This is a genomic window from Bacillus sp. AFS053548 (assembly GCF_002575105.1).
Classification (GTDB): Bacteria; Bacillota; Bacilli; order Bacillales; family Bacillaceae_G; genus Gottfriedia.
This window is the reverse complement of the sequence record NZ_NUHI01000011.1, coordinates 38,818-54,015: the sequence shown is the minus strand read 5'-3', so window position 1 is coordinate 54,015 and position 15,198 is coordinate 38,818. Positions and strand designations below refer to the sequence as shown.

The window sequence follows — 15,198 nt, the reverse complement described above, 5'->3', positions numbered from 1 at the left end:
ACAATAATAGTGGCTTGACCATGCTTTATTTTAATTTAGGAAATTATATGCTGTATTTTACCTAAACTCAAAGAAGAAGACTGTGATTTTAACCAAAAGTTTACTCAAATGTTGCAATTATGCTGTAAAATACTTTATGCTATCCTTTAATGACATTTTAATATGATTTAACTAAAACAGCTTGTTATTTATGTTCAAATTTAGAAAAGTTTGTGAATTATTACACTTAAACTAAATGGCAGTTTAGTTTAAGTGAAAAACTTCACAAATTGAATTGTATTTTTATATTTGTTTAAGCTAAATTCCACAATCGGACCAAATTGTTAAGTAAGGGGAGTAGTTTACTTTACCATTTATTAGAAGGTATAAATCAAACCTAACTCAAAGTCTGGTGCAATAGGTTTTACATTTATTTTAGCTATTTGTTTATCTTTCCTCAACAAAATGCTAATAGCTACTCATTTTATATAGCTAATAGTTGAATCAAGATTTTGTATTCATAAAACCTTCCTGATAATAGAATTAAAGCGAAAACCTTCCAATTCGGTGTGTCTGGTATCTCAATCTTATTTGAATCGGTCTTCCAGGCCTCCATAGCTTCTATATATGCCTCCAGTGTGATATTTTCCCATTCATCTTCGTTATCCATCGCTCTTTATCCCATTAGTCTATATGTTTGACGTTCTCTTTTTTTTTTAAAATTGAGTAGCGTCTTATTTAGTTTTGACTTTTTTGTGGAATGCGGAAATTTATTTTCAAGATAGTTTATTAAAGAATGAACCAACCAATCTCTCCAAATACTAAGATCAGAAGTTATTTTTATACGTCAAGTCCACGCTCACTTTCCTATTACCTCATCGAGACCATCTCACCACTTGAATTAGGATTTAAGATATTATTTCACCAGTTGATGCTAATGTTGCGAAACTTGTATTTGCTTTAAATACAATAAAGAGCACTTCTCTTAATTGCTTGTTCTAGTAAAGTTCTAATATTACCCCAAAACATATGTCGAAAATGTGTAAAAATCTATATTAAATTAACTTATTTTATATCCTTTTTCTGCTCATTTTACGTAATGTGGCATTTTAATTATTTTTTTGACGATTTATGACGGAAAATGCAGACAAACTTCTTGTGCAATTTCCCCAATACTCTTCAAGAGATTGACAAGCTATAATGATAATTAAGTGATTTTTTTGTAAATTTAAAAAATATTATGTCACTTTTTTCAATCTATTTATTAGAATGAAACAGGAGGAAATAAAAATGAAAAAAATAATGGGGAAAGTTTTTCAGGCTACATCTGTGCTCGCATTAGCTAGTACTAGTATTTTAGGTTTTTCCGTAATTACCCAAAAGCCCGCGTATGCTATTTCAAGTGAAGCAGAGAATATTCTTCGAGCGCTAACAGATGAACAACGAGTAGCTTTGCAACAATTAGCTTCCACAGAATTTAAGACCGGACTACGATTATCTGATGATATTGACTTATCTAGTGATGATGAAGTATCGGTGATTGTAGAATTCAAGGAACTTCCTGCAAAAGTAGCACAATTAGAAAAAGCTACAAAAGGGGAATCGATTTCGTTAGAGCAAGCGAAAGAAAACGTAGTTAAGTCACATGCTCAGTTTAAAAAGGAGCTACAAGATAAGATCGGAACAAAAGTGAAATCTGAAAAAGAGAATTTTCAAATTACATACTCTTATCAGAATGCATTTAACGGTGTTACAATTACACTTCCTGCAAATCAGATTAAGCAATTGTTAGATTTTGATATGGTTAAAGCCGTCTATAGTGATACTACAATTCAAGTTAAACCACCAGTTGAAGTTGTAAATGAGGAAGCACAGACAAAGGTTGATAGTATACCATTTTTAAAGATTGATCAATTGCATAAGGAAGGTTATACCGGAAAAAATATAAAGATCGGTGTAATTGACACCGGTATTGATTATAATCACCCTGATTTAAAAGGTGCATATAAAGGTGGTTATGATTTTGTAGATAATGATAGTGACCCAATGGAAACTACATATGCTCAATGGAAAGCTTCCAAAAAATCAGAATTCTTAAATGGAAGTTCGTATTATACTGACCACGGTACACATGTATCAGGAACAATCGCCGGTCAAGCAAAAAATAATTCTAATTATAAAGTTACGGGAATAGCGCCTGATTCTGATTTATATGTTTACCGCGTATTGGGGCCATACGGTTCAGGTCAGAATTCAGCAGTTATTGCAGGTATCGATAAATCAGTGGCAGATGGAATGAATGTGATAAACCTATCTTTGGGTACTTCTCTCAACAATCCATTAGAAGCAACAAGTTTAGCGATCGATAATGCAGTATTAAGCGGTGTTACTGCGGTAGTTGCAGCAGGTAACTCTGGGGATGGTATGTACACATTAGGCTCACCAGGTGCAGCAGCACTTGCATTAACAGTTGGTGCGAGTTCCGCGTCAACTAAGGTAACGACATTTGTAAGTAAATTTGTGGAAAATGGTAAAGACACTGCGAGTACGTTACAATTGATGACCAAAAAATGGACAGATGATTTTGCGGGCTTGTCTGGAAAAACATTTGATGTTGTCAATGTAGGAGAAGGCGGAGCAACCGATTATACTGGAAAAAACGTTCAAGGTAAAATTGCATTCGTCGCACGTGGAACTTATGCTCTTATTGATAAAATGAATTACGCAAAACAAAACGGAGCTGCGGGTGTTATCATCTATAACAACAATGCTACTGAAGGACAAATCCCTTATTATTTGGGAGAAAGTAATGACAATATCCCAGTATTCTCAATGACAAATAAAGATGGCTTGGCTGCTAATGATTTATTCGCTAATGGTACACCGACCGTTACGTTAGGAGATATTGGAGAAGGTGAAATTTCAGGTGATGAACTAGCTAGCTTTAGTTCAAGAGGACCATCTGGTACATTATATGACATCAAACCAGAAGTTACAGCACCAGGTGTATCTGTCTTATCAACAGTACCTTCTTATATAAATAATAAAAATGATGTTACTGATTATTCCTCTGCATACTTGAGAATGTCGGGTACATCGATGGCAACTCCGCATGTTGCTGGAATTGCGGCATTACTTTTACAAGCACATCCAGATTATACACCTGCAGATGTGAAAACGGTCTTAATGAATACAGCAGATCCATTAAGAGGTCATTATAGTGTATTTGAAGTAGGGGCAGGAAGAGTTGACCCTTATAAAGCGATTCATTCACGTACTGAGCTGGCAGTTCAAGATAAAACACCGTTTATTAAAAATAATGTAAAAGAAATGATTGATGAACAAACCGGTGGTCTTAGCTATGGTTTTATTCCAATCGATAAAAATGACATCACAAAAACAACGAATCTACTAATCACAAACCATACTGATAAAATGCAGAAGTATAATATTTCGGTAGATTATAACGTTGGAGTCAGAGGGTCTTTAGATGCTGAAGAAAACGGGGTTTCATTAGTGTTACCTGAAGATGTAAAAATGAAAAAGAATAGTCAGGAAACAATCCCTGCATCACTTTTCATACCAACAACTGCTAAAAAAGGTACGTATGAGGGATATATTCATATAGTAAATGAAAAAGACCCAGATGATAATTATCAAATTCCATTTGGCTTCCGACTAGCGGAAGAAGGTTTCGAATATTTCAAAGTTCACTCACCAAGTTTCACTACAAATCGCGTAAATAACCCTTTCACCGTTCATAATACTGATTTAGATTTCAGACTAAATTCACCAATGAAAACATTAGATTTTATTTTAGTTGATCCGAAAACAAATAAAGATTTGGGTTTAATCAAAACAATTGATGTTACTAGCGCAACTATGGACACCGATTTATATGCTCAAAGTGCGTTTGCAGGAAGGTATTTTCCATTTACGGGGAGTGCGAAGAAACCTATTGGATATACTTCTATCCAAGCACCGGAAGGATTATACAAAATTAAAGTCATTGGTACAAATTTAGATGGTAAACAGTATACAAAGACTGATCAAGGATTCATTGATAATAGTAATCCAACTTTCACTTTAGATGATACTAATGCTATACCTAAAGGAGATCTTCCATTCGTAGAATTGGCCCCTGGCCAAAAAACAGTAACATTATCTGGAAGTGTTATCGATAATGAAGGAAAGGCAATGGAAGATAGTGGAATAAATGTTACACAAGCAAATAATAATGTTTGGTACGGACCCAACTCTCCAGCCTTAGGGATCCAGGCCGATAAAAATGGCAAGTTTAATAAAGAAATTTCAGTCGATCCTGGTTATAATGCAGTAAATAAGCTCCAATTTGTGGGTTCTGATAAAGCTGGTAACTCAACAAACGCTAAAGTCATTTATTATATGAAACCAGGGACACAGTATATTTACGCGAAACCAAATAAAGAGTCCTTTAAAATGGGGGATCAGTTAACCTATACATTCTATGCTCATGGTTTACAAAATGCAAAAGACTTAACAATCAAGTTTGATTACACATCAAGATATTTTAATTCAGTCATATTTAATAAAAATCAAGATTTATCAAGCGAAACACTATTTACAGCTACCTCAACTGGGACTACAAGTATATCGAATACGATTAATATAAAAGCACCTGGAGATGGTTTAACTGGTGATTTGCCATTATTTGATATGAAAGTAGAGACGAATTCAAAAGTATATGTAAATGTAAATAGTATATTCTTTTTCGTCAATTCAAATTCTTGTTCGTATAAGGATCTAAGTGGTAAAACAGTAAGCCCGTATACAGAGATAGGTTTATTATCAAGCTATTCTGCCTATTCAACAGCTACAGCAAAAATCAATGCACAAGGATTATTAAATGCAAACGGCGGATTTAATTATGCAATTGACTACACGAAAATAGGTGCAAAAACTACAGCTCAAGGTTCAAATGGTCAAGTATACAATGGGGATATTCAAACAAATGGAGACAGCGTTTTTAATAACCTACCACTTACAGAACAGTTATATACAGTCATCATAGATGTTCCTGGCCATTTTACAACTTACACACCATTGGAAATTGGCCGAAAAGATGGGGATATTCATGTAGGTGAAAGCGTTTCTTACTCTACAGTAAGAGAAAGTGCAGGAGATATTAATAAAGATAATGTAATTGATATTAATGACGTGATTTTGCTTCAACAATATTGGGGAACAAATAATCGCAACGCTGATATTAACTTTGATGGTACCATTGATGCAAAGGACTTCAAGTTACTGGAGGCTAATTATTTAAAAGAAAACGATTATGTCTTAGATACACCAACTGGTGTAAAAGAGTACAATGGAAAAACAATTACATCCATAAAACTGGCACTAGGGATAAATTAAGTTAAAAAAATTATAGACAAGCTTAAATGGAGTTTATGTAAGAGAATGTAGTAAGTTATCAAAAGTGATTAAGGGTGGTAGAGCGCTACCGTTTTTTTGGACATAAAGAAAGTAAACAAAGAAAAAAGTAATTAAAAGATAGAAGAGGATATGCCGGATTATGAATCCCTATTATCCTCTTTTTTCGTTACACCTTTTTTCTAATTGTTAAAGTATAAAATTTATCCATTTCGATATAGTTTTAACATACATAGGTAAAGCTACAGTGAATATTGTACCAAAAAATGTAAAGGAAGAAGATAAGAAAATGATAATTGTTCAAATACATACAATTGGACGGAAAATAATTAAAGATAGTAGGAAGGAAGATATATAATGAGTGACAAAAAGAAATTACAAGAGATTAAAAGTAAATTTAAAAAAGAATTTTTAGTAGATACATAACTAAAGTATGTGTTAATTCAACAAGCAGCAAAAAAGGATCTTTCCTGGAAGTTCCTTTTTTCATTGCTGATAAGGATATATATTTAAAATTTTTATGGAGAACTGAAGTGGATCTTGTTCAACTACCATGAAAATTAGTTAGTTCTGATATAACAAAATGACAATACTTAAGAAAACCCTGCTCAATCGTTAAAAAAAAGAGGAGAGCTTAACTAAAAAGTCTAGTGATTACAGTTGACTGGATAAAGTCAGTATTAGTATAGACAATTCCAATCAATTTTCATTCGCTGTGGTGCAGCGCTCGCGCTGCATGAGTGACTAAATGGCAGTTTAGTTGAACAAGGGAATGGAATTATAATGAAGAATTAAATTATAAGTAACATTGTATTTAAAGTAGTTTTTCTTTCTTTATTTAGAGTGACTTAATTTATGCAAAAGCCAATCCTGCTAAAACAGTGATTGGCTTTTCTTTTATGTGCAGCTAAGGCGAATCAGTGTGATAACAATATATCATAATGGAATTCCTTATATTTACTTTAGAAAAGCATGTGAAATGGAATTTTAATAATGAGGAATTTTATAGTATATAATGCCTCGAAAAGCAAAATCTACCTAATAAGGAAGAATTTGAAAGGGGTTACTGAAAATGAATAATTTAGATTTGGCTAGATGGCAGTTTGCGGTAACGACAATTTATCATTTCTTATTTGTCCCACTGACGATTGGATTGTCATATTTAATCGCCTTTATGCAAACTGTCTATGTGGCGAAGAATGACGAATTTTACAAGAAGATGGCTATTTTTTGGGGCAAGCTATTCTTGTTGAATTTCGCTGTAGGCGTTGTAACCGGTATTATGCAGGAGTTTCAGTTTGGCATGAACTGGTCAGACTATTCCCGTTTTGTAGGAGATGTATTCGGAGGACCGCTTGCCGTGGAAGCTTTGATCGCATTCTTTCTAGAGTCGACATTCTTAGGTTTATGGATTTTCGGTTGGGAACGTTTACCGAAAAAAATCCATTTGGCCTGTATTTGGTTGGTTGCTGTGGGAACGACAATTTCAGCATTCTGGATTCTGCTAGCAAACTCGTTCATGCAAGAGCCTTTAGGTGTTGCCGTTCGAAACGGGCGAGCTGAGATGACAAGTTTCTTTGCATTAATGACTAATCCACAATTATGGGTTGAATTTCCTCACGTTGTGTTTGGCGCGTTGTCCACTGGTGCGATGTTTGTAGCAGGTATAAGTGCTTACAAGCTCTTGCGTAAGCAGCAAATAAGTGTGTTCAAGCCGTCCTTTATCATTGCAATCATTGTTTCATTAGCAGCCAATTTAGCAGTATCTATAACCGGTCATGAACAAGCTCAACATTTAATGGAGAGTCAGCCGATGAAGATGGCAGCATCAGAGGCGCTCTGGGAGACAAGCGGTGACAGTGCACCTTGGGCAATTATTTCAGGGATTGACACGGAACATCACAGAAATACATTTGAAGTTTCGGTTCCCGGATTACTTAGTTTGTTAGCTTATAATAAATTTGAGGGCAGTGTAAAGGGGATACATCAACTCCAAGAAGAATACACTGCAAAATACGGGGAAGGCAATTATATCCCACCGGTCAAAACAACTTTCTGGAGCTTTCGAATTATGGTTTTAGCAGGGACCCTTATGATTCTGCTTAGTTTATATGGTGTTGTTGCGGTCATGCGGAAGAAACTGGATAAACAACGATTATACTTCAAACTGATGATACCGGCTCTCGCTTTACCATATATAGGTCACTCATCGGGATGGATTATGACAGAGGTAGGGCGTCAGCCTTGGACTGTCTTTGGTTTGCACAAGACGGAATATGGAGTCTCTCCGACTGTGTCAGCCGGAATGGTATGGACTTCGTTTATTGGGTTTACGATTGTTTACGCTATTTTGGCCGCAGTATTAGTATTTTTGTTCGTACGTTATGTAAAGAAAGGGCCGGAAGAAGAAAAGCAACATGTTCAGGAAGATCCCTTTGAGCAAATTTAATAGAAAATCATAAAAAAGAAGGCGTGTGCAGCTATGTTAGAAACGATTTGGTTTGTTCTGATTACAGTATTGTTTATAGGATTCTTTTTTTTAGAAGGTTTCGATTTCGGAGTTGGGATGTTACTGCCGTTTTTGGGCAAAAGTGATATCAATCGGCGGGTGATTATTAATACGATTGGGCCGGTTTGGGACGGCAATGAAGTCTGGTTCATTACGGCTGGTGGCGCGATGTTCGCAGCTTTTCCAAATTGGTATGCCACTTTGTTTAGTGGATTCTATATGGCGCTCTTTTTGCTACTAATCTCTTTAATTGGAAGAGGTGTTGCCTTCGAGTTTCGGAGTAAGCTTCCAAGTAAAACATGGCGTTCAACTTGGGATTGGGTCATTTTCTTTGGGAGCCTTCTTCCACCATTACTATGGGGCGTGGCGCTCGCAAATCTCATGAGAGGTGTACCAATTGATGGAAACATGAACTATGTAGGCAGCTTCTGGGATCTAATCAATTTATATTCTATATCAGCAGGGGCAAGTATGGTACTCCTATTTCTATTGCACGGATCATTATACTTATCACTGAAAACGACCGGTCAATTAAGAGAGAATTCCCGCAAGATTGCTTTAAGATTAGGAGCTTGGACAACGGCTGTTATGATGCTATTTATTGTACTTAGTTATTTTGAAACTGATATGTTTACAAGACATGGTGTTGTACCAGGAACGGTGCCGGTATTAGCTGGATTATCACTATTTTCAGTCTGGTATTTTATTAGAAGCAAGCATGACGGATGGGCTTTTGCGATGACAGGTTTAACGATCGTGTTGTCTACCATTACAGTTTTTATGTCATTGTTCCCACGCGTTATGATCAGTTCAATTGATACAGCTTATGACTTAACGATTTACAATACAGCATCGAGCCCGTACACGCTGAAAATCATGACAATCATCGCGTTGACTACAATACCCTTCGTGCTGACTTATCAAATATGGACATATTGGGTCTTCCGCAAACGGATTGGCCCTGATGATCACTTGGAATACTGAAGTTTTAGATATTAGAGAAATATCATAAAGTTTTTAACTTAAGTAACTAACAATTGCAATAATTGAACACTAAAGGTCTACTTCCGTAGGCCTTTTATTGTGTTGAACAATGAAAAAGGTTTCAATTATTAATTTGGAATATAATAGTTAAAAACATGAGTAGTTAATTTATTTAATTGAAAAAAAGTAGTGAAATAAGATGAGGATAACACATGAGTCTCAGTAAACAAATAGTAAAAATGTGGATGGAAACATTTATTCACCTATAGAGGATTTGCAAAAATTAGAAGGCGTTAGTCCTTTAAAACGAACTAGTTTAGATTTAGATACCTTCCAAAAGGTATTAGATTTATTGGATATTTTTTCATTAAATTTGCTTTTATATCAACATTAGTTGTTTTAATAGCAAATTTTTTATTGAACTAACGAGCGCGTTAGTAGAACAAGAACAATCAACCTAATTTGATTTTACTTTGTAAGAAAAATCTTTTCTATCTCAGATAAAAGATGTATATAACTTATATCTTTATTAATGGGCTATTTATTGATACAAATTAATTGATATTTCATTTAATGATATATGGGTTGTTGTACAAGCCGTATATTATATTTGAAAGGAAATTTTATTCCCATTAGTATTTTTTAATGATAGAAAAAAGTTGAATCCATATAAAAAGTATCAGTTGCAACAAGATATGAAATTGTTAAATCATCTTCAAAAACAGGATCATTTTCACACTTAAGTAACGTGACAACAACATATTATACAAATAAAGGATTAAGTAAAGGCAAAACATACTATTACAAAATCCGTTCTTACAAATTGATTGGATCGAAAAAAATCTATAGTGACTGGACAAGCGTAATGTCTATCAAACTATAAAAAAGTGAAATAGCAAGTAGTACAAATTACTCCCAAGCAAAAAAAGTCAAAAAGGGTGCTTATGAAATTGAGAACATCGATTAACACCCTTTTTGGAAAAGTAAAACGATTAGATCAGTTTTTTCAAATTAAACTTTTCCTTAAACATAATAAAAGACAGGAACACTGACTTCGTATTCTTGTCTTCTTTTTCTTTAAAGTTCAATCTCTCAAAACTCTTGAAAAAATAAAAAGCTGGCTCTCAAGGTGAGGGTCCAGCATTTATCAGTAAATAGTAGCACTATTAAATTATATATAAGTTCTTATGCATTCACAATTAACTGCGCAATCTCCATTGCTTGTTCATTTAAATTCATTTTTTTATAATAATTAAATAATTCCTTCTTAGAACGCTCCACTAAAAAAGTAAAACCATTTTTAATAAACATTGGTAACGCTTTATTATTTAAATAATTATAGTACTCTTTTTCTTTGGATTTTAATAAATAAAGTAAAAGTTTAAATAAATGGATATATAAAATATAATTATTCTTTTTCGCAGTAAACAATCCAGTTTCAGCATCATGTATTAATTCTTCTAGGTTCGAATAACCGTCTTCAAAAGAGCTTCGGACATAGCCCTCTAATGATAATAAATAGGATAAAGATTCTGAATCTTTTAGTAACATAGAGTCTTTATAATACTTTCTTGCTTCCTTATAATTTTTACCTCTGTAAAATTCATAAGCTAAATTATGCAAAGCTTTTGCTTTTCGATCAGGTGCATTACATAGTTCGCAGCTTCTAATCAAATTTTTGATACGATTAATAATTTCTTCATCTAAAGTGTCACCTTGGACCTGAATAATCATTAACATTTCAGCATCAATAACTCTAAGATAGTTATTGATTTGTTTAAAAAAATGATGAGATTTTTCAGCATAATAATAGGCTAACACAGGAGCGTTTAATGTATGGTAAGCGGATGCTAAATGGTAATAAAATTCAGGGTTTTTATATACTGAATTATCGATTGACTTTAAAATTTGGATTACTTTACCATATTCTTGCTTTGCCAAATTATAGATTCCTAAAATATGCTTTAATAAATTTCTCTCATATGAAGCTAATTTGTCTTCTTTTTTTTGTAACTTTTTTATGATTTTAAATGCTTCATTGCATTTAGCATGTGCAAGAAAATATTTTGCTCTTAGTAACTGATACATATCATTATACTCAGAGATTTGAATTAATTCTTCCATTTCAAATTCATAGTAAATTTGATCCATCTCTTCAAATAATTGCATAATAATTACATCATGCCAGTGAAGTAATCGTTGTTTAATATTCATAAAATTAGCTACTTCTAATTCCATGTCAATTCCAAGTCTTTTGGATAATAAATTTATAATTTCAGGGGCGTACTTTGTCTGTGCACATTCTATTTTACTAATATGGGTAACGGAGCAAATGTTTTTTCCTAATTGTTCTTGTGTTAGTTTGTACTTTTCTCGATAAAATTTAATGATTTTTCCTTCATACATAACTAAGTCCTCCTCCCATTCCAGGATGTTAAAAATAGCGCCTTATACTAAAATTCTACATTTAACAACAAAAATAGTATATTTAGAAAAGCCGTGTAGTATGTGAAGTAATACTTAAAGATATGTTAAGGAAAAATAAAATTACGTTAAATTTAAGAGAAAATGAAGAGTGAAATAGAGCTGATTAATCAATAATTTACATATTCTTCAATTAATTACATTAATTAGGAAGGTTATATGTGAAAAAATGTATTTTTTTCAAAAGATTTCTATAATAGTAAGAAATTTGTCGATTTTCGAGTTAAAGGTAGGAGAAGGATGGTCCATACAAAAAAACTGTAAGCAAATTGGCTTACAGTTTTTTATTCGACCTTATTACCAATTCTAAAAAGCAAAGATAATTGCTTAGCTAAATATTGGGGAGTATAGGGCATGTCATTTCTTAACCACGATACAATTGTACCAATCAGTGCTGATGACCCGTACCAAATAATAATATCCTTTTGAATATCTGAAAATAGCTAGCCATTTTGCACCAACGCGATCGAATAACCTACCTGTAACCGGCATAAGGAAGCCCATTATTGAAGATGAAAAATGGGAAAGAGTTTTTGAGGTAAACACTACGAGCGTAATGCGTTCAACAAGAAAAGTCTTACCAATCTTTTTAGAAAAAGAGCAAGGAGTTATTATTAATGTAGCTTCGGCAGGTGGACTTCAAGGGGCTAGAGCAGGAGCGGCTTATACAGCGTCTAAGCATGCAGTTGTTGGATTCACTAAGAATACTGGGTTCATGTACGCAACGAATGGCATCCGTTGTAACGCAATTGCCCCAGGTGGAGTTGAAACAAATATTGGTTCTTCAATGACAAATATCAATCATTTTGGAATGGGACGTATACAAGCAGGATTAGGAGTTAATCCACGAGTAGGTAAACCAGAAGAAATTGCAGAAATAGCTTTATTCCTTGCTTCAGATGAATCAAGTTTTGTTAATGGTACTGTAATTACTGGTGATGCAGGTTGGACTGCTTATTAGGATAGGGAATTTTATATTAAAAAATGTAAGACCGTCTGATATTTTTCAGACGGTTTTTTTATTTTTTTGAAATACTTTTTAGAATTTGATCAGGGAGAGAGTTAGAAGTGCAGGGCATACTCCTTCATTGTGACATAATAATGAAAAATATGGAAAGTACATAAAGTTTTCGGATTATTTCGGGTAATGGTCAAGTATGAAATGATACATTAATATATTAATCAGCTTCAGCGACTCAGAAGTATGATGGGAAACTAACTGGATATTTAGAATCCAAAAATGCATTTAATATTTCTAAAGGGTGGTTACATTTAAAACACGAACAATATAGTGCAGGGGGAAAATCAATTAAAATAACACCATTAAAGAAAAGTATAGTAGGGTTATACATCCCCGTATATAGTGCTTCACAAACATTTCGTGGAAATACTTCAGTAACATATCAAGAAGGGGTAGGCAATGGTCAGTATAAACTTTCATTTGAAGTTATTAAAGGCGAGGCTAAATCGTATGTAGGTGTTAAAGGCCAATTTTGGTAAGGGAAATTAGCTATTATGAAAATAAAACTAAATAATCTATTTACATTACTACTATCTACATTATTTGTATTTTTTGTAATGAGAGCATTTCTTGGAGAATTTCTTTCAAGGCTTATTCCCTATGTAAATGCCTTTTTTGGATATAGTCTATTTTTATGTTTAGTATTAATTGTTAATACGATCATAAATATGATTTTGTACTATACAAAAAATAGGGAATTCTATATTAGTAAATTTGGTTTCGGAGCATTTACACTTACTTATAAAGTATTTTTGGTTTCTGTTCTTTTTTCAAGAAACTCACTGGGAAATCATTATAGAGACAATTATATACCTTTTAAAACTATATTAGGGTATATAGGCAGTAAAGCTGATTTAATTTATATCATATCGAATATAGTTGGGAATATTATAATTTTTATTCCCCTAGGATGTATAGTTTATTATTACTTTTATAGAAAGATGAAAGTTTCTATTTGTATTTTTGTTTCAATCTTATTAGTAATATTTATAGAATTTTTACAAAAAAAGTATGTTGTAGGAAGTTTCGATATTGATGTTATGCTATTAAATTCACTTGGGATTTATTTAGGTATAAAAATATTAGTAGGAGAAGGTAACAAAATATCTAAAAACCTTCTTGAAAAATCAGATTAGGACAATATATAAAATTAAGTGTAGATGAACTAACTCCACCAATAATTAGTTGGTGGCTTTTTTCTTTTTTTGGAAGAGTTATAAAAAAATACCCCCTCATCTTAAAAGATGAAGGGTGGTTACTCAGAAATCATTATCCAACGTTTTTCTTAACGTCCTTCTCATCAACCCAAGCCTCTAACTGATCACGACCAGGTAAGTTATCGATTTTATCAGCAGAGAAAACTGGATCCAAACCTTGTTTCTTTTGAGAAACATAATCTTTTAATAAAGCTTTTACAACTTTAACTAAGCGCGTAATTGCGTAAAGATTAACTAATACCATTAGTCCCATAAAGATATCTGCTAAAGACCAAATTAATTCAGCGCTATATAATGCTCCGAATAACACCATTCCAATTACAGAAAAACGGTATACATAAATTGATTTTTTCGAATGCTTCATGAAGCTAATATTTGATTCACCGTAGTAATAGTTACCCATAATTGTACTTAATGCAAATAAGAATACTGAAATTGCAACGAATGTTGCAGCGAAGTCTCCAACACTTACACGTAAAGATTCCTGTGTTAAAGGAATACCAGATAGCTCAGATGTTTTATAAACGCCTGAAACTAATACGATCATTGCTGTAGACGAACAGATGATAAATGTATCAACAATTACACCTAATGCTTGAATAAAACCTTGTTTTACTGGGTGAGTTACGTCAGCTGTTGCAGCTGCATTTGGAGCAGAACCCATACCAGCTTCGTTAGAGAATAATCCACGACGAATACCGTGAAGTACTGCAGCACCCATTACACCGCCAAACATTTGTTTAAACGTAAAAATACCTTCAGAGAAAATTGCACCAAATACATTTGGTAAGATATCGAAATTTGAAATCATAACCCATAAAGCTAAAATAATATAAACCCCAGCTTTAATCGGTACTAAAATAGTTGAGAACTTTGCAACTCGATGTACGCCACCAAAAATAATTAGTGCTGTAATAATAGCAAGTACAATCGCAGTTGTTTTTGTATTTACACCAAATTCATTATTGATAGAAGCAGCAATCGTGTTTGCTTGTACTGCGTTAAAAATAAGACCAAAAGATAAAGTAATTAAAATACTAAAAATAACTCCAAGCTTTCGATTACCTAAAGCTTTTTCCATATAATAAGCAGGTCCGCCACGCCATGAAGAACCATCTCTAACTTTATAAAGCTGAGCTAATGTACTTTCTACAAATGCTGAAGCTGAACCAATTAAAGCCATTAACCACATCCAAAAAACTGCACCAGGTCCTCCTAATGCCACTGCTGTTGCAACACCGGCAATATTCCCCGTACCTATACGAGCAGCCATTCCGATCATAAATGCTTGTAATGATGAAACAGTCTTTTTGCTTTTGTCTCTGTTTCGACCATCACGTAATAATAATCGAATCATTTCAGGGAAGAATTTAAACTGAATAAATCCTAAATAAACCGTTAAAAATAGGCCGATTGCTACTAATAAAATAACAAGTAATTTAGCCCATAGATAGTCGTTGAGTACTGTAACCAATTCTGTCATGAATACCTCTCCTTTGTAAGAATATTCGCAAAATTATCCGATAATTTTGACTACAAAGTGTAATAATAAATTATTCTGCTAACAAAGGCAACACTTTTTTAGT

Annotated in this window: 7 protein-coding genes and 2 pseudogenes; 5 read left to right on the top strand and 4 right to left on the bottom strand. The window is 33.3% G+C overall.

The features are described from left to right. Positions 1 to 463: 463 nt before the first annotated feature. On the bottom strand, positions 464 to 649 hold the full coding sequence (locus CN946_RS06375) for a DUF7660 family protein (RefSeq protein WP_098860374.1): 186 nt from the start codon (positions 647 to 649) through the stop codon (positions 464 to 466). 620 nt (positions 650 to 1,269) lie between these two features. On the opposite strand from CN946_RS06375, the gene CN946_RS06370 reads away from it, so the two are divergent. The 3 genes from CN946_RS06370 to cydB all read left to right on the top strand — a co-directional run bounded on the left by CN946_RS06370 (position 1,270) and on the right by cydB (position 8,890). Next, entirely contained in the window at positions 1,270 to 5,379 is a 4,110-nt protein-coding gene (locus CN946_RS06370; protein WP_176547230.1) for a S8 family serine peptidase, read from the top strand. A 1,090-nt stretch (positions 5,380 to 6,469) separates the two neighbouring features. Then, entirely contained in the window at positions 6,470 to 7,846 is a 1,377-nt protein-coding gene (locus CN946_RS06365) for a cytochrome ubiquinol oxidase subunit I (RefSeq protein WP_098860372.1), read from the top strand. Between the two features lie 33 nt (positions 7,847 to 7,879). Further along, positions 7,880 to 8,890, top strand: a complete 1,011-nt coding sequence (gene cydB, locus CN946_RS06360; RefSeq protein ID WP_098860371.1) for a cytochrome d ubiquinol oxidase subunit II — start codon at positions 7,880 to 7,882, stop codon at positions 8,888 to 8,890. A 1,185-nt stretch (positions 8,891 to 10,075) separates the two neighbouring features. Here cydB and CN946_RS06355 read toward each other — a convergent pair. Together CN946_RS06355 and CN946_RS06350 are read right to left on the bottom strand one after the other, a co-directional pair. Beyond that, positions 10,076 to 11,296 carry a helix-turn-helix domain-containing protein gene (locus tag CN946_RS06355; RefSeq protein WP_098860370.1) on the bottom strand — a complete coding sequence of 407 codons (1,221 nt, stop codon included), beginning with the start codon at positions 11,294 to 11,296 and terminating at the stop codon, positions 10,076 to 10,078. A 362-nt stretch (positions 11,297 to 11,658) separates the two neighbouring features. Beyond that, positions 11,659 to 11,808: pseudogene (locus CN946_RS06350) on the bottom strand (TetR-like C-terminal domain-containing protein); the annotation flags it as partial. Positions 11,809 to 11,879: 71 nt separating this feature from the next. On the opposite strand from CN946_RS06350, the pseudogene CN946_RS06345 reads away from it, so the two are divergent. Both CN946_RS06345 and CN946_RS06340 read left to right on the top strand, forming a co-directional pair. Then, positions 11,880 to 12,335, top strand: a pseudogene (locus CN946_RS06345) (SDR family oxidoreductase); the annotation flags it as partial. A 554-nt stretch (positions 12,336 to 12,889) separates the two neighbouring features. Next, positions 12,890 to 13,531 (top strand): VanZ family protein, encoded by a 642-nt coding sequence (locus tag CN946_RS06340; protein WP_098860369.1) that lies wholly within the window; start codon positions 12,890 to 12,892, stop codon positions 13,529 to 13,531. Positions 13,532 to 13,664: 133 nt separating this feature from the next. On the opposite strand, the gene CN946_RS06335 is transcribed toward CN946_RS06340, so the two are convergent. Next, complete coding sequence (locus tag CN946_RS06335; protein WP_098860368.1) at positions 13,665 to 15,095, bottom strand: alanine/glycine:cation symporter family protein; 1,431 nt, start codon at positions 15,093 to 15,095, stop codon at positions 13,665 to 13,667. Positions 15,096 to 15,198: the final 103 nt, after the last annotated feature.

Bases quoted from the DNA above. Each gene is read 5' to 3' on its own strand.
- CN946_RS06375 (WP_098860374.1), bottom strand. From the start codon at position 649: ATGGATAACGAAGATGAATGGGAAAATATCACACTGGAGGCATATATA.
- CN946_RS06370 (WP_176547230.1), top strand. From the start codon at position 1,270: ATGAAAAAAATAATGGGGAAAGTTTTTCAGGCTACATCTGTGCTCGCA.
- CN946_RS06340 (WP_098860369.1), top strand. From the start codon at position 12,890: ATGAAAATAAAACTAAATAATCTATTTACATTACTACTATCTACATTA.
- cydB (WP_098860371.1), top strand. From the start codon at position 7,880: ATGTTAGAAACGATTTGGTTTGTTCTGATTACAGTATTGTTTATAGGA.
- CN946_RS06335 (WP_098860368.1), bottom strand. From the start codon at position 15,095: ATGACAGAATTGGTTACAGTACTCAACGACTATCTATGGGCTAAATTA.
- CN946_RS06355 (WP_098860370.1), bottom strand. From the start codon at position 11,296: ATGTATGAAGGAAAAATCATTAAATTTTATCGAGAAAAGTACAAACTA.
- CN946_RS06365 (WP_098860372.1), top strand. From the start codon at position 6,470: ATGAATAATTTAGATTTGGCTAGATGGCAGTTTGCGGTAACGACAATT.